The organism is Cetobacterium somerae ATCC BAA-474, assembly GCF_000479045.1.
Taxonomy (GTDB): domain Bacteria; phylum Fusobacteriota; class Fusobacteriia; order Fusobacteriales; family Fusobacteriaceae; genus Cetobacterium_A; species Cetobacterium_A somerae.
Map to the genome: position 1 here is coordinate 36,628 of NZ_KI518173.1, position 16,331 is coordinate 52,958.

The 16,331-nt window shown below is 27.4% G+C and carries 17 protein-coding genes and 1 riboswitch; of the genes, 14 read left to right on the forward strand and 3 right to left on the reverse strand.

The window, feature by feature from the left end:
• Positions 1 to 17 precede the first annotated feature (17 nt).
• From HMPREF0202_RS08780 to HMPREF0202_RS08810, 7 genes are all read left to right on the forward strand, one after another.
• Positions 18 to 1,148 carry an amidohydrolase family protein gene (locus HMPREF0202_RS08780; RefSeq protein ID WP_023052461.1) on the forward strand — a complete coding sequence of 377 codons (1,131 nt, stop codon included), beginning with the start codon at positions 18 to 20 and terminating at the stop codon, positions 1,146 to 1,148.
• Positions 1,149 to 1,198: 50 nt separating this feature from the next.
• Positions 1,199 to 1,370, forward strand: a riboswitch (cobalamin riboswitch).
• A gap of 94 nt (positions 1,371 to 1,464) precedes the next feature.
• Positions 1,465 to 1,869, forward strand: a complete 405-nt coding sequence (locus HMPREF0202_RS08785; RefSeq protein WP_023052462.1) for a hypothetical protein — start codon at positions 1,465 to 1,467, stop codon at positions 1,867 to 1,869.
• Positions 1,870 to 1,992: 123 nt separating this feature from the next.
• Positions 1,993 to 2,613, forward strand: a complete 621-nt coding sequence (locus HMPREF0202_RS15630) for a sugar O-acetyltransferase (RefSeq protein ID WP_040407018.1) — start codon at positions 1,993 to 1,995, stop codon at positions 2,611 to 2,613.
• Positions 2,614 to 2,756: 143 nt separating this feature from the next.
• Positions 2,757 to 3,776, forward strand: a complete 1,020-nt coding sequence (locus HMPREF0202_RS08795; RefSeq protein WP_023052464.1) for a LacI family DNA-binding transcriptional regulator — start codon at positions 2,757 to 2,759, stop codon at positions 3,774 to 3,776.
• Between the two features lie 36 nt (positions 3,777 to 3,812).
• On the forward strand, positions 3,813 to 5,516 hold the full coding sequence (locus HMPREF0202_RS08800; RefSeq protein WP_023052465.1) for a solute:sodium symporter family transporter: 1,704 nt from the start codon (positions 3,813 to 3,815) through the stop codon (positions 5,514 to 5,516).
• A gap of 15 nt (positions 5,517 to 5,531) precedes the next feature.
• A complete protein-coding gene (locus HMPREF0202_RS08805) occupies positions 5,532 to 7,802 on the forward strand; it encodes an alpha-galactosidase (protein WP_023052466.1) in 2,271 nt (756 codons plus the stop codon).
• A 4-nt stretch (positions 7,803 to 7,806) separates the two neighbouring features.
• Positions 7,807 to 8,064: a SemiSWEET transporter gene (locus HMPREF0202_RS08810; RefSeq protein ID WP_023052467.1), complete on the forward strand. Its 258-nt coding sequence runs from the start codon at positions 7,807 to 7,809 to the stop codon at positions 8,062 to 8,064.
• A gap of 51 nt (positions 8,065 to 8,115) precedes the next feature.
• On the opposite strand, the gene HMPREF0202_RS08815 is transcribed toward HMPREF0202_RS08810, so the two are convergent.
• A complete protein-coding gene (locus HMPREF0202_RS08815) occupies positions 8,116 to 8,703 on the reverse strand; it encodes a nitroreductase family protein (RefSeq protein WP_040407020.1) in 588 nt (195 codons plus the stop codon).
• A 173-nt stretch (positions 8,704 to 8,876) separates the two neighbouring features.
• Between HMPREF0202_RS08815 and HMPREF0202_RS08820 the strand changes: the two genes are divergently transcribed.
• From HMPREF0202_RS08820 to HMPREF0202_RS08845, 6 genes are all read left to right on the forward strand, one after another.
• On the forward strand, positions 8,877 to 10,448 hold the full coding sequence (locus HMPREF0202_RS08820) for a sensor histidine kinase (protein ID WP_023052469.1): 1,572 nt from the start codon (positions 8,877 to 8,879) through the stop codon (positions 10,446 to 10,448).
• On the forward strand, positions 10,441 to 11,106 hold the full coding sequence (locus HMPREF0202_RS08825; RefSeq protein ID WP_023052470.1) for a response regulator: 666 nt from the start codon (positions 10,441 to 10,443) through the stop codon (positions 11,104 to 11,106). The genes HMPREF0202_RS08820 and HMPREF0202_RS08825 overlap by 8 nt, the downstream gene beginning before the upstream one ends.
• A gap of 184 nt (positions 11,107 to 11,290) precedes the next feature.
• Positions 11,291 to 12,088: a class I SAM-dependent methyltransferase gene (locus tag HMPREF0202_RS08830; RefSeq protein ID WP_023052471.1), complete on the forward strand. Its 798-nt coding sequence runs from the start codon at positions 11,291 to 11,293 to the stop codon at positions 12,086 to 12,088.
• Between the two features lie 62 nt (positions 12,089 to 12,150).
• Positions 12,151 to 12,621: a GNAT family N-acetyltransferase gene (locus HMPREF0202_RS08835; RefSeq protein ID WP_023052472.1), complete on the forward strand. Its 471-nt coding sequence runs from the start codon at positions 12,151 to 12,153 to the stop codon at positions 12,619 to 12,621.
• An 18-nt stretch (positions 12,622 to 12,639) separates the two neighbouring features.
• Entirely contained in the window at positions 12,640 to 13,617 is a 978-nt protein-coding gene (locus HMPREF0202_RS08840; RefSeq protein ID WP_023052473.1) for a S66 family peptidase, read from the forward strand.
• Between the two features lie 38 nt (positions 13,618 to 13,655).
• Positions 13,656 to 14,408 (forward strand): Fic family protein, encoded by a 753-nt coding sequence (locus HMPREF0202_RS08845; protein ID WP_023052474.1) that lies wholly within the window; start codon positions 13,656 to 13,658, stop codon positions 14,406 to 14,408.
• Positions 14,409 to 14,448: 40 nt separating this feature from the next.
• Here HMPREF0202_RS08845 and HMPREF0202_RS15415 read toward each other — a convergent pair whose 3' ends face one another.
• Positions 14,449 to 14,646, reverse strand: coding sequence for a hypothetical protein (locus HMPREF0202_RS15415; protein WP_211231171.1), 198 nt, complete (start codon positions 14,644 to 14,646; stop codon positions 14,449 to 14,451).
• Entirely contained in the window at positions 14,639 to 14,974 is a 336-nt protein-coding gene (locus HMPREF0202_RS08855; protein ID WP_040407022.1) for a winged helix-turn-helix transcriptional regulator, read from the reverse strand. Before HMPREF0202_RS08855 ends, HMPREF0202_RS15415 begins: the two co-directional genes overlap by 8 nt.
• Positions 14,975 to 15,207: 233 nt before the next feature.
• On the opposite strand from HMPREF0202_RS08855, the gene HMPREF0202_RS08860 reads away from it, so the two are divergent.
• Positions 15,208 to 16,317 carry an NADH:flavin oxidoreductase gene (locus HMPREF0202_RS08860; RefSeq protein WP_023052476.1) on the forward strand — a complete coding sequence of 370 codons (1,110 nt, stop codon included), beginning with the start codon at positions 15,208 to 15,210 and terminating at the stop codon, positions 16,315 to 16,317.
• The last annotated feature ends 14 nt before the right edge of the window (positions 16,318 to 16,331 follow it).

A 16,331-nucleotide genomic window follows, 5' to 3' on the forward strand; every position in this document is an offset into this window, starting at 1 on the left:
AATACTAGGGGGAAATTATGAAATTACTAAAAAATGCATTAATAATGGATTATAAAACAAAAAGTTATAAATTATCTAATATTTATTATGAAAATGGAATAATTCAAAAGATATTATCTGAAAAAGAAATTGAAGATTTAGAATATGAAGAGGTTATAGATGCTGAAGGATTGTATGTAACATCAGGGTTGATAGATGCTCATACTCATTTAGGAATGAAGGGTGACAGCCAAGGATTTGAAGGGATTGACCACAATGAAAAAAATGATCCAATTACTCCAAATATGAGAGCTATAGATGGAATTAATCCTCAGGACATAACATTTGTAGAGGCATTACAAGCTGGAATAACTGTTGTAGGTAGTGGACCTGGGTCAACTAACGTTATAGGGGGACAGTATTCTTGTATAAAAACACATGGAACATCAGTTGATAAGATGATTATAAAATTTCCATTAGCTATGAAAGTCGCTTTCGGTGAAAATCCTAAAAAGAATTATAATTCAAAAAGTAAAACTCCAATAACTCGTATGGGAATTGCAGCACTGTTAAGAGAGACAATTGAAAAAACTTTTGAGTATAGAAACAATCATAATAGAAAATATGATGCAAAGTTAGAGGCTATGTTGCCTGTAATAAATAGAGAGATTCCTTTAAAAGCTCATGTTCATAGAGGAGATGATATTTTAACCGCTATAAGAATAGCAAAAGAGTTTAATTTAGATATGACTTTGGATCATTGTACGTGTATAACAGATATTTTAGATGATGTTTTAAACGAAAAGTATCCTTTAATAATGGGACCATCTTTGGGGGCTCGTGGAAAAATTGAATTAAAAGGAAAATCTTTTAAAAATGTGGCACTTGTAAGTGAAAAAAGAGATATTTGTATAACGACAGACGCTCCAGTAATTCCTTTAGAGTATCTCCCTATATGTGTAGGATTAGCTATAGAAAACGGAATGGACGAATGGAAAGCATTAGAAGCTGTTACTATAAACGGAGCTAAAGTTATGAAAATTGATGAAAAATATGGATCTTTAGAAGAGGGGAAAGTTGCAGATATTGTAGTCTGGAAAAGAAAACCTTTTGTATCAGTAACATCACCAAAATTTGTCATAGCAGAAGGAAGAAATATAGAAGTTTAACTAAATTTGATTGACAAATAATTCAAAATACGATATACAATTATTATAAAACTAAATAAAAGTTTTTAGGTGCTTAGGCATAACAAGGAAGTAGGTGTAAATCCTACACAGCCTCCGCTACTGTAATGAGGATGAAACTATATAACCACTGGAATAAAATCTGGGAAGGATAGGAGTAAAGTGATTCTAAGTCAGGAGACTTACCTAAAAACTACACAAAATTGTTAGGAGTGGACAAGTGTGTAAAAAAATCTAAAGGATCATATATCCAGTAGATTTTTTTGTCTTCTTCTCTACGTTCAAGGGAGTGAGAAAGATGAGTAAAGATTTAAAATGGGATTATAATAAGTTTAGAGAATTTGATAAGTTTATACATACTTTTAAAACTTATCAAGATTTGTCAAAGTTTTTAGAAGAAAATTTATCAGCTATGAGTGGGAAGCAGGAGTTTTTATATCATATTGTAAAGATGACACCTCAAGAACAGCTATTGTTATTTTATTTAAAAAAGTATAAAGGAATAAAAAATTTAGAAACTTTTTATAAAGAATATATAAAGTTTTGCCAAGAATATTATTATTCTTTAAGTAAAGATTTATTTGAAGTTGACCCGTGGAAAAGGCAAGCTATTTATCATATAAATAGAAAAAATAGATTTTTAGAAAGTTTGAAAACGGTTAAAAATAAATTGAAAAGTTTTGAAAATAAATATTTTTATTAAAAATAAAACATATAGAGAGTGAAAACTCTCTTTTTTTATATAAAGTTTTATAGTATAATCCTAATATATAAATTTTTATAAAAAATTTATATTGGTAAAATTAAAAATGTGGAGGAAATTAAAATGAAACTTGAAGAGATTAAATTGAGAATGAATGCAAAAAAATTATATTTCTGTGATGATCCAAGCTTAGCTAAAGAACAAATGGAACAATTGGATAGATTATTTGATTACAATAATATTCGTCCAAGCGAGCAAAATAAAAAGCAAGAGTTACTTAAAAAGATGTTTGGATCAATTGGAGAAAATTGTTATATAGAAACACCTTTTCATGCTAACTGGGGAGGAAAATTTGTTCATTTTGGAAAAAGTGTTTATGCTAATTTTGGTTTAACTTTAGTTGATGATTGTCCTATTCATGTTGGAGATAATGTGTTATTTGCTCCAAATGTAACTTTGTGTACAGGAACTCATCCAATTCACCCAATGCTAAGAAGTCAACAAGCTCAATATAATCTTCCAATAACTATCGGTAATAACGTTTGGCTTGGAGCAGGAGTAATTGTATTACCTGGAGTTACCATTGGAGATAATTCAGTTATTGGAGCAGGAAGTATTGTAACTAAAGATATTCCTTCTAATGTTGTAGCCGTAGGAAATCCATGTAAAGTTTTAAGACCTATTGATGAAAATGATTTTGAATATTATTATAAAGATATGAAAATTGATATAGCTTGTAAATAAAATCTTTTTTTACTTAAGTTAAAAAACTTTTTAAATTATTTCTATAAAAATGTTTTATTTTTATAGAAATAATATATAATACGAACATAATATTTTTTTAATCAAGTTTTGGACAGCTGTCCAATTTTTAAAGGAGAATTTAATTGAAAATAGATAGCATAAAAATTGCTGAAATAGCAGGAGTTTCAAGAAGTACTGTTTCAAGAGTTTTAAATAATCATCCAAATGTAAGTAAAAAAAATAGAGAAAAAATTTTAAAAATAATAGATGAGTATAATTATATTCCAAATCTAAATGCTCAAACGTTAGCAGGAAAAAAAAATAAAGTTATTGGTATTTTTATATATGAACCAAATATGATAAATAGAACTACAGCCATGGATACCGCATATTTTATGAATTTTACAGATACAGTTGTTAAAGAGGCGTTCTTAAAAAATCATCAAATTTTGGTTGATTATATTAAGGATTCTAATGATGAAAAAAGAATAGAAACATTTTTTAAAAATGGGAATGTTTGTAGTGGAATATTTATTGGTTTTTTAAAGAATAATTTATTTTTAGAAAAAATGATTGAAAGTGAATACAAGGTAGTGGTAGTAGATTATGATACAAAATTAAATAGCAAAGCAAAGCAAACACTATATATAAATACGGATGATTATGGTGGAGCAGCAGCAGCTATGGAGAAAATTTTAAATAAAAATAATAATAAAGTTTTATTTTTTTCAGGAGATATGAAAAAACTTTCAGGGGTAGAAAGAGAACGAGCGTACATAGATACATTAAACAATAAGTCTATTATTGTAGATAGAAATTTAATATATGAATCTGATTATTCAAAAGAAAAAGCTTATAAAAATATGAAAAAGGTTTTAAAAAACAAAATAGAGTTTGATTCGATTTTTTCAGCTTCAGATAATATGCTCTTTGGAGTTGTTAGAGCTTTAAGCGAAGAGAAGATAGATTACAAAAAGTTAGAAATTTGGGGTTTTGACAATTTAAAATATACAGTTCCAATGGGACTAAAAACGGTTTCTCCAATGTTAAAAGATACAGCTAAAAAAAGTATAGAGTTTTTAATTTCAGATTCAATAACAAGTACAGTTGAATATACAAAAACAAAATTAGTTGAAAATATGAGTGATTATTTCGAAGATTAAAATTTTTTAAAATAAAGTAAAGGGGAGTGTTGTTTTATGTTAATGTTTTTATCTTTTATTTTTTTTACTGCTTTAGTTGCAGTTATAACTTACTATAAAACTAAAGGAGAAACTCTAGATACTAACGATGGTTATTTTTTAGGAGGAAGAAGTTTGACAGCAGGATTTATAGCAGGGTCGTTAATGCTAACTAACTTAAGTCCAGCAAATTTTGCAGGTATGAGTGCACAGTCTTATACACATAATATGTCAGTTATGGGATGGGAAGTTGGATCTGGAATTACTCTAGTATTAGTTGCTATGTTTTTAGTTCCAAGATATTTAAAAGGAGGATTAACTACAATTCCTGAATTTTTAGAGGATCGTTTTGATCCAGGAGTTAAAAAGTTTGTAACATATTTATTTTTAATTAGTTATGTTTTAAATGGATTACCACCTACACTTTATGCAGGAGCTTTGGTAATGAGTCAACTTTTTGATATTTCAGGAATTTTGGGTGTTTCTTATGGTACTGGAATCTGGATAACAGTATGGGCAATAGGAGTTATTGGTGCAATCTACGCTATTTTTGGAGGATTGAAAGCAGTTGCCTTTTCAGATACTCTAAATGGAATTGGACTTATAATTGGGGGATTATCTGTTCCATATTTTGGATTTAAATATATTGGAGATGGTTCTGTTTTAAAAGGAATAGGAGATTTAGTTGTAGCTCATCCAGAAAAATTTGATGCTATTGGATCTAGTTCCGATCCAGTTCCATTTACAACTCTTTTTACAGGTATGCTTTTAGTTAATCTTTACTATTGGGGAACTGATCAAGGAATTATTCAAAGAGCATTGGGTGCTAAAAATTTAAAAGAGGGACAAAAGGGAGTTATGTTAGCAGGATTATTAAAAATTTTTACACCACTTATAGTAATCGTTCCAGGCATTATAGCTTTCCATATGTATGGAGAAAATTATGCAGCACCTGATTTAGTTTACTCTCATTTGATAAAAGATTTAATGCCTAAATATTTTGTAGGATTTTTTGCAGCAGTTATGTTTGGAGCAGTTTTAAGTACTTATAATAGTGTTTTAAACAGTGCATCTACATTATTTTGTTTAAATGTTTATAAACCAGTTTTTGGGAAAAATAAAACAGATGCTGAAATAGTGTCAAAAGGAAAAGTATTTGGAAGTATTATTGCGTTAATTTCTATGTTAATAGCTCCGATGATTATGAATGCACCTCAAGGGTTATTTCAATATTTACAAATTGTTAACGGATTCTTTAATGTACCAATCTTTACAATTATATTTATCGGTTATATGACAAAATATGTTCCTGCAATAGCAGCAAAAGTATCATTAGTATTTTTCGTATCATCGTACGCGGTATTACAGCTTATAATAAAACCTGAATTACATTTCTTACATCAATTAACAATATTATTTATTATAAGTTGTGGGATTATGTTAGTTATTGGAAAAATAAAACCAAGAGAGACTCCATATGTTTTAGTAAATAAAAATGTAGTAGAAATTACACCTTGGGAATATCAATATGAAGCTGGAGTAATAATAATAGCTGTAATGTTATCATTTTATGTAATTTTTTCAAAACTTGGATTAGCAAGTTTAAATTTTCAAGGATTACAAAAAGGTTTAGGTTTATTATGGACTATTACAGCATTATTAGTTATATCTATTAGAAAATATAGACAAAAATCAAAAATAGAAAAAAGAGCAGAAGCTTAGGAGGAGTAAGATTAAATGAACATATTAGTAAATAAAAATAATTTAGAGTTTCATCTATATAATAATAATATTAGTTATATACTTAAAGTTTTAGAAGATGGAACCTTGGGACATATATATTTTGGAAAGAAACTTATACCTAGAAATTCTTATGAACATATAATCCAAGTGACTGCAGCAGAAGTGCCTGTAACTCCAAATTGTTTGGAACATAGAAGAGGATTTTGTAAAGATATTTTGCCACAAGAATATCCAAGTTATGGAAATGGTGATTATAGAGAGCCCGCAATAGTTGTTTTACAAGAAAATGGAAGTAGAGTTACAAATTTTATATATGATTCGTATGAAGTTATAGAAGGTAAAGAAAATCTAAAAAATCTTCCAAATACTTACGTTGAAAGTGAAGATGAAGCTAAAACTTTAAAGATTTATTTAAAAGATGAAACGATAGGAGCAGTATTAACTTTAAGCTACACTATTTTTAGAGATTATGATGTAATTTCTAGAAATGCTCATATAAAAAATAACTCTGATGAAAAACTTGTTTTAGAAAGATTTTTAAGTGCTTCTATTGATTTTAAAGAACCAAATTTTCAAATAGTTCATTTGTCTGGAGCTTGGGCAAGAGAAAGACATATTGAAATAACAGAGATAAATCAAAATAAGTTTGTAATAGATAGTAAAAGAGGAACAAGCAGTGTAAATAGTAATCCATTTATAGCTTTAAAAAGAAAAGAGACAACTGAATTCAGTGGAGAAGTTTATGGATTTAATTTAGTTTACAGTGGAAATCACATTGAGGTTGTAGAGAAAAATCATTATAACAAATTAAGAGTATCCATTGGTATAAATCCTTTTAATTTTCAATGGACTTTATTAAAGGATGATGAGTTTCAAAGTCCAGAAGTGATAATGGTATATTCTAGTTCTGGAATGAATGGCCTAAGTTTAAATTATCACAGACTTTATAGAGAAAGATTAGCAAGAGGTGTTTGGAGAGATCAAGTTAGGCCAATTCTTTTAAACAACTGGGAAGCTACATATTTTGATTTTAATGAAGATAAAATTTTAGATATAGCTAGTAAAGCAAAAGAATTAGGTGTTGAGTTATTTGTTTTAGATGATGGCTGGTTTGGTGCAAGAAATCATGATAAAGCTGGTCTTGGTGATTGGTGGAGTAATTTAGAAAAAATTCCAAGTGGAGTGGAAGGATTATCTAAAAAAGTCGAAGCAATGGGAATTAAATTTGGACTTTGGTTTGAACCAGAAATGGTTAATAAAGATAGTGAACTTTATAGAAATCATCCAAATTGGATACTACAAGCTCCTAAAAGAGTTAATACTCCAAGTAGAAATCAACATACCTTAGATTTAGGAAGAGAAGACGTTCGTAATTATCTTTATGAAAAAATTTCTAAAATTTTAAAAAATTCTAAAATATCTTATATAAAATGGGATATGAATAGACCAATGACTGAAGTTTGGTCAGAAGTTTTAGATTCTCAAAATCAAGGAGAGGTTTTCCATAGATATATTTTAGGATTATACGAGTTGTTGGAAAAGTTAACTTCAGAATTTCCTGAAATATTATTTGAATCTTGTGCAAGTGGAGGAAATAGATTTGACTCTGGAATGCTTTATTATATGCCACAAGCATGGACAAGCGATGACACAGATGCAGTGGAAAGAATTAAAATTCAATATGGATCATCATTATGTTATCCAATATCATCTATGGGAGCTCATGTTTCAGCAGTTCCAAATCATCAAACAAATAGAATGACTTCTATAAAAACTCGTGGTAATGTAGCTTTCTTTGGTGCTTTTGGATATGAACTAGATTTAAATAAAATCTCTGATTATGAAAAAGAGATTGTAAAAAAACAAATAGAATTCTTTAAAATAAATAGAAAGTTAATTCAATATGGTGATTTCTATAGATTAATATCTCCTTTTGAAGATAAACTAAATGATGCTGCTTGGATGGTTGTAAATCGAGATAAAACAGAAGCAATTGTTGCAAAATATAAAATTCTATCGGTACCTAATTCAGGATACGAATCTTTAAAAGTTAAGGGACTAGATGAAAATAAATTATACTCTATTGAAAGTTTACAAATTCAAGGAAAGACATATTATGGTGACGAATTAGGAAATAGTGGACTTATATTTAAAGAACCATCTTTTAATGATTTAGGGAACATACAAATAGAAGGAGATTTTGATAGTTTAGTCGGAGATTTTAAGAGTTGTTTAATAAAGTTAACAGCAATTCAAGGAGATTAATTATATGGAAAATATTATAGATACAATTGGATATTGTGCTGCACTTTTAACAACATTATCATTTTTACCACAAGCTATAAAAACTATAAAGACAAAGGATACAAGTGGAATTTCTTTAATAATGTATTCTATGTTTACTCTTGGAGTTTTTGGTTGGTTAGTATATGGTTTTATTAAAAATGATATACCTCTTATTATGGCAAATTTAGTTACATTATCTTTAGCAGGAATTATTTTAAGGCTTAAAATAAAATATAAATAATATTTTTATTATTAGACGCTAGAATTTTAAATTTTAGCGTCTTTTATTTTTTTAAATTTTCTTAATTATAAGTTGATCAAGAGATAATTTAGGCACAAAATGCTTGTAATTATGATTTTCTAAATTTTCTCTCCAATACTTCATATTTTCATTTTCAACTACTGTTAAAACAACCTCATCTGTAGGGACTCCTATCGGCATTACAAAAAGTGGAATATACTCCTTTGAAATATTTAGTGTTTCTAAAATATCATCTTTTTTTACAGGCTCCATGAAGTTAACTCCATATCCTAATGATGTTGCTATTAATTTCATATTTTGAAGAGCTATACCACAATCCGCATATATAAAATTTAGTGGTAATTTAGGAGGGTTATCTGTAAATATAACTATATATCCCCCTGGAGCTTCATCTTCAGTAGGTTTCCATTCTATTTGACTAGCCCAAACAACATCTTTAAAAAGCCGAGAACATATATCTTTATCATTTACTAAAACATATCTTAGAAATTGTTTGTTAGCACCAGCTGATGAAAAGTGGGCTCCTTCAATAACTCTCATTAAATCATCCATTGGAACACTAATATTTTTGAAGCTTCTGTGAGAACGAGCTTTTTTAATTAAATCTAATATTTCCATCTTAATCCTCCATAAAATTTTCATTAAATATTCTCTTAAATAAAATCATTTTGTAATTTTTTCAATGCTTATCTATCACTTCCTTTTTTAGAAACAAAATTTACTAGAAAGATTTATATATATGAGTTAAAATATAAGGTAAAAAATAGTACAATTATTTTGCGGAGGTATAAATGAAAAGCCGTTTTGAGCAAAGAGTTATTAAATTATCTATTTTAATAACCTCTCCTTTGCTAATATTACTTATAGGAATAATAACTTATACAGAGATTAATAATGAAACTAGCAAAGTAAAAAGAAGTTTAAGTGAAGTAGCTCTTGAAATTTCCAATACTAAATTTGTAAAAGATTCTATAATTAATGGAAATTTTAATCTACAAAAATATGCAGAGATATTTGTTGATAATAATCAAGATGTTGATATTGTAGTTATAGCTGATAAAAATAAACGTCGTTTTAGTCATCTTGATACAAGTAAAATTGGAGAAATATTTGGAACTAAAGATAGTGAAGAGGTTTTTAAAAATAAAAAGGGATACTTTATAATAACTAAAGGATCTCAAGGTTTAACATATAGAAGATTTGAACCTATAATTAGAAATAAAGAAATCATAGGTTTTGTCATGGTTGGAAAGCTCTTTAATATTTTTAGACATACTATTTTTCTTATTTTATTAAAGATTTTACTTCTTGCTTTTGTAAGCTCTAGTTTTATTTTTATAAGTTCTAGAGTTTTTGCAAAAAAAATAAAAAAAGAGATGCTTAACTTAGAGCCTGAAGAGATTACAAATCTTTATGTAAATACGAAAAGTCTTGTACAACAACAAGCCGCTATTATTGACAATATTCATGAAGGAGTGGTTGTTTTAAATTCATCTTTAGAGATAATAAATATCAATAAAAAAGTTTTTGAAATTCTTCATGAGTTTGATATTCAGCTTTTTATAAAAAGATTTTATGACATTTTCTATGAGAAAAAAAATGTTTATTTCAAAGAGATAAAAATAGGTCATGAAAAAGTTTTTGTTAGTATAATACATCTTTTAGAGGATGAAAATCACTTAGGAGTTATTATAACCTTCTATAAACATCTAGAAATTATAAATTTAGCAAAAGAACTCACAAGTATAAATAATGTAATTACTGGATTTAGAGAAAATAACCATGAATTTAAAAATCAACTTCAAGTTATTTCTGGATTAATCCAATTAAAAAAATATGACTTAGTTCAAGAATATATGAAAAATTTAGAGAATAGTAGCATGAAGATATTAACTGAAATTGCTAATATTTCTGATTATTATATATTAGGAATTTTAATCGGAAAGTTTAGTGTTATAAAAGAAAAAGGTATCAATTTTACAATTGATCAAGATTCTATTTTATTTAAAGAGCACGGTTTCATTACCTCACTTGATATTATAACTATTGTATCTAATCTTTTAGAAAATGCAATTGAAGCTTTGGAGAAAATTAAAATTGATGATAAAAAAATTGAGCTTCTTTTATTAGAAGACAATGATTCTATTCAAATTACAGTTTTTGATAATGGTTTAAAAGTTGATCCTAATATAAAAAATAAAATGTTTGAAAGATATGTTTCTTCTAAAGGAACAAATCGAGGTATTGGATTAGCTCTTGTAAAATCTAAAATTGAACTTTATAATGGACAGTTTCTTTTAGAAGAGGTTGATTATGGAAAATATTTTACAATCATATTGAATAAGGAGAATAAAGATGTATAAAGTATTAATTGTTGAAGATGATCCTATGGTTGCATCTATAAATAGTATTTTTTTAGAGAAATATAGTAACTTAGAAGTTGTTAACATAGCAAAGAACGAAGAGGAAGTTTTTGAAATTCTTGAAAAAAATTTTGTAGATTTGATTTTATGTGATGTTTATTTAGAGGAAAGTAATGGGATTGAGATTTTAAAAAAAATTAGATCTAAAGGAATCTTAACAGATATTATTTTTATTACAGCTTTAAACGAATCTAATAAAATCAAAGAAGCTGTTGCTTTTGGAGCTATAGATTTTTTAATTAAACCGTATAATCAAGCTAGATTAGATACAGCTATTGGTAAGTTTTTAAAGAAAAATGAGCTACTTATAAAAACTACTATGGATCAAGAAGAGTGTGATGAATATTTCTCTTTTGACTCCACTCAAACAGAATTTCCAAAAGGAATAAATGAAAAAACTTTAGAAAAAATCGAGTTATTTTTAAGTGAAAACAGAAAAAAATGGTGGAATGCTAATAAACTTTCTGAAGAGCTTAATATAAGTACTGTAACTCTAAATAAATATCTAAAATATTTGGTTTCTATAAATAAACTAACTGTTAACACATCTTATGGTGAAGTTGGAAGACCTGAAAATTTTTATAAATATCATAATTAATAAAAAGAAAACTAAGGTTTCTCTTTTTATTTATAAGAATTTATTTTAATATAAAGAGTATAAAATTTTAAAAGAATGTGATATGCTAATTGAAAAAAGAATAAAAGTAGAGATAAGTAGTGATTAACTTATCTCTATTTTTATAATACCGCAAGAAAAAATATTTATATAAAGGGGAGAGTATATGAATAGCATTTTAAAGTATTATGAAGAGTATGATGAGGATAAAAGACTTTTTAAATCAAATGTGAATAAACTAGAGTTTATAACAACTATTGAAAAGCTTAACTCAATTATTAAGTCAGGGGATAAAATTATAGAATTAGGAGCTGGAACAGGAAATTATAGTTTTTATTATAATGACAAAGGACATGAGGTAACGGCTTTAGATATTGTTCCAAAACATGTAGAAATAATAGAACAAAAGATAAAAGAGAAAAATAGTGAAAAAATAAAAACTTATTTAGGAAGTGCTATAGATTTATCAGAATTTTCTGATGAGAGTTTCGATGTTGTTTTATGTTTAGGGCCAATGTATCATTTAACGTCAGTAGAAGATCAGAGAAGTTGTATAATGGAATCAAGACGAATTTTAAAAAAAGATGGAATTTTAGCAATAGCTTATATAAATAAGCATTATATACTCGCAAACACTATGCTAAATAATAACTATTTAAAAGAAAGTTTTATAGAAAAAACGCTTACTAGCGGGATAATGAAATCAGAGGATGAAGGTAACTTTTGGGTTGAATCAAATTACTTTACTCCAAAAGAGATAGAGAAGCTTGTAGATAAAATTGGATTTAGAAAGATATCTAATCTTGCTACAGATGGGATAGGAAGATTATTTAGTGAAAAAGTTAATAGTTTTTCAGAAAAAGAGTTTGATATATTTAAAAACTATCATTTAGCTTCATGTGATGATGAATCGTTATTGGGATATAGTAATCACGGGCTTTATATTGTTAAAAAAATTGATTAAGAAATACTAATGATCTTAACTTTTAATTTGTATAGACTTTTTATGAGAGAAATAGGAGGAGTATGATTATAAAAAACATTTCAGAAATTGAAGCTAAAGAGATTAGTCTTTGGAAATATTTAGGAGAATATTCAGTTTATAACTATCCTTCTTGGGAGACGATGTGTAAACAAAACTGGGCTATTACAATTGATAATGTAAGAGTAATCGAATATTTTGGTTTGTACAATACTTTAAATATTTTAATTGGTAATTTTAGGCTTCATAATACGGGAGAATTTATTTTGGTGAGTTTAGCTTTAAATCCATCTTTGTGTGGTAAAGGTTTAGGAAATGAATTGATGAATGCGATTAAAAATCAAAGTAAAATTAAATATCCAGATATAACAAAAATTGTATTAGAGGTTCGTTCATTTAATAGAAGAGCTATTAAGTGTTATCAAAAAAATGGATTTAAAATTGAAAATATTTATATAAAAGATACTTTAACTGGAAAAGATATTTTCTTCAAGATGGTTTATTATTCTGCATAAATGTAAAGGGGGAGATTAATGAAAAAAATGACAATAGGAATTTTTGCTCCATCAAGTCCTGCTCATATTTTATTTGCATCAAAATATAAATATGCTAAATCTAGGTTATTAGAACTGGGATTTAATGTAAAAGAGGGAAATTTAATTCAAAATAAAAACTTTCAAGGATATCGAACTGCCTCTGGAAAAGAGAGAGCTAATGAATTAATGAATTTAATTTTAGATGAAGATATTGATATTTTAATGCCTGTTATTGGAGGTTATAATAGTGCTAGTTTACTTCCATACTTAGATTTTGACAAAATAAAAAATACTAAAAAAATTCTTTGTGGATATAGTGATATAACAGCTCTTCAAATGGCATTTTTAGAGAAAACAAATTTTTCTATTATATATGGAGCATCACTAATCCCAACTTTTGGTGAATATCATTCTAAAAATATATTTGGGGAAAGTAGTTTTTTTCAGGCTTTAATTGAAAAAAGTTATGATTTGATACCTCCTGAAAAATGGTCCAATCAACTTTTAAATGCTTTAACTGAAGAATGGAAAAATGAGAGGTTATATGAAAAAAATGATGGTTGGAAGATTTTAAATGAAGGGGAAGGAAGAGGAAGAGTTATCGTTGCAAATATAGAAACGTTTGTTACACTTTTTGGCAGTGATTTTATTCCCGATTTAAAAAATTGTATTCTGGTTTTAGAGGATGAAGATGCTACTATAACTTTAGAAGAGAGAAGTCTAAATGCTTTAAAACTTTATAAAATTTTTGATAATTTAAAAGGTTTAATTTTTAGTAAACCAGAAATATACAACAATAAAAATTCAGGTTTGAAATATGAGGAGCTTATAGATGAGATTGTTGGTAAAAGAGACTATCCTATAATTTATAATTTTGATTGCGGACATACAATTCCTAGTATATGTATCCCTCAAAATGGTATAATGAATTTAGTAGCAAAAAATGGCGAGATTAAGATTAAAATAGAAAAGTAGCTATTAAAATATAAATAAATTGAAATAGGTGATAAAAAATGATTGAAAAAAATATTTTTGATGCGATTAATCAAAAAAAATTAAAATTAGATGAATTAAGACCATTGTCAGAAGAGACAGTAAAAAGTTTAAGAGAAAGTGTTTTATTAGAATGGACATATAATTCTAACGCTATAGAGGGAAATATATTGACTCTACTTGAAACAAAAGTGGTTTTAGAGGGGATAACAGTTGGTGGAAAAAGTTTAAGAGAACATTTAGAGGTTGTAAATCATAAAGAGGCAATCTTGTATTTAGAAGATATTATAAGAAATAAAGAGCCATTTAGTGAGTGGCAAATAAAAAATATTCACCATTTAGTTTTAAAAGGTATTAATGATAAGTATGCAGGGAATTATAGAGATCAGCAAGTGATGATTTCAGGAGCTCAACATCTCCCACCAGCACCATTTTTATTAAAAGAAAAAATGAATGAATTTATAGAGTGGTATTCTACAAAAGCACAAGAGTTGCATCCAGTAGAAAGGGCTGCAATGGTTCATATTATATTTGTAGGGATACATCCATTTGTTGATGTAAATGGAAGAACATCTAGATTACTTTTAAATCTGGAATTAATGAAAAATGGCTATCCTCCAATAGTTATAAAAAATGCAAACAGATTAGAGTATTATTCAGCTCTAGATAAAGCACATACGACAGGAGAAAATTTTGATTTTGTCTCTTTAGTTGTGAAAGAAACAAATGACATGTTAGATCGTTATATATCTCTTTGCAATAATAATTTTTAGATATAAAAAACTTGGTTCTCACGAGAGAACCAAGCAAAGTTTATTTATTTAACTTTTTTGAGAAGTAAATCATATCAATAAGCTGCTTTCCATCCTCAAAGATTAAGTGGTCATAGTTATCGGTAAAAAAGTTTTTAATTCGATGAGATTCTGTAAAACCACAATTTTTATAGAAGTTAATAGTTGAAGGAGTTTTTCCAGTTCCAACTAGTATAGTGTTATAATTATTTTTATTCAATAGAGCAAGATTCTAAATATTTTTCAGCCCACTTTTCAATCATTTCTAAGGCTGGTAAAAGAGCTAATCCCTTTTCGGTAAGTTTATATTCAACTCTAGGTGGAACTTCTGGGTAAACTATTCTCTCTACAATTTTTTCCTCTTCTAACGCTTTAAGTTGTTCGTTTAATATTTTTTGAGTAATTCCATGAATTCTTCTCTGAAGTTCTAAAAATCTAACAGGCTCCTCTTTCAAATGACAGATAATTAATGCTTTCCATTTTCCACGAATAAATTCTAATCCCAAATCTAGTTGGCAAAAGTAGTTTTTATCTTTATAATTTAACATTTTATCTCCCTTTAATTTCAAAAAATTTTTAGTATTTATATTTTAACATTTAAATCATTAATGTCAAATAACAAATTTTTTTAATATTATTAAAATACTTTTTATAAAGAAAACCTTATTCTGTTTAAATTCTTACAAAAAAGTAAGTAGTCTTACAAAAAAGTGCGTACTTGTTAAAGAAATTATAATGAAATATAATCTCGTTATAATATAAAAGTTTAAAGGAGATAAATGTGAAAAGTATTTTTGATAAAACAAAATTAGGTAATTTAGAAATGAAAAATAGAATAATAAGAGGAGCGTTATGGGAAGATTTAGCAGATGAAAAAGGGCACCTTACTCCAGAACTTTCAGCTATTTATGAAGAATTAGCTCAAGGTGGAGCTTCAACTCTTATTACAGGATATGCTTTTGTTACTAAAGATGAGCAACCGAATCCTGGAATGATGGGGATATATGATGATAGTTTTATTCCTGAATATCAAAAATTTACAAATAAAATTCATGAATATGGAGCTAATATAATAATGCAAATAGTTTACGGAGGGTTCATGACAACGTTTAATGTTGGAGAAAGAACTATTTGGGGGCCTTCAACTATACAAAATGAAAATACTGGAACTTGGGCTAAAGAGATTACAAAAGAAGAGATAAAGTATTTAGTTAAAGCATATGCTAATGCAGCATTAAGAGTTAAAAAATCAGGATTTGATGGTGTAGAAATACATGGCGGTCATGGATATCTTCTTAGTCAATTTTTATCACCATATTATAACGAAAGAACTGATGAATATGGTGGTTGTATTGAAAATAGAGGAAGAATTATATTTGAAATTTTTACAGCTATGAGAGAGTCTGTAGGAAAAGATTTTCCAATTTGGATTAAATTAAACTCTGCTGATTATGTTAAAGAGGGTGGACTTACAGAAGAGGACAGCATGTACGTTGCTAAAAAACTTGCAGAGTTAGGAATTGATGCAATAGAGGTTACAGGTGGAAATGAATCTATAAAAGAGGTATCAGAAAATAATTTAGGTGCTGCTAGAACAAAAGTTGTAGTTTCTAAAACTAACGAATCATATTTTAAAGACTATGCTAAAAAATTAGCTGAAATGATTGATATTCCAGTAATTTTAATAGGTGGAAATAGACATATAGATGTGATGGAGGAGATTTTAAATAGTAGTAAAATTGAGTATTTTTCAATGTCTAGACCATTGACTTGCGAACCTAATTTAGTGAATATTTGGATGTCAGGAGACTTGAAAAAACCAAAATGTGTGTCGTGTAATAAATGTTATTTTACACCAGGGAAGAGATGTATTTTTAATTTAAAAAAATAGTTGGATAAAGGAGA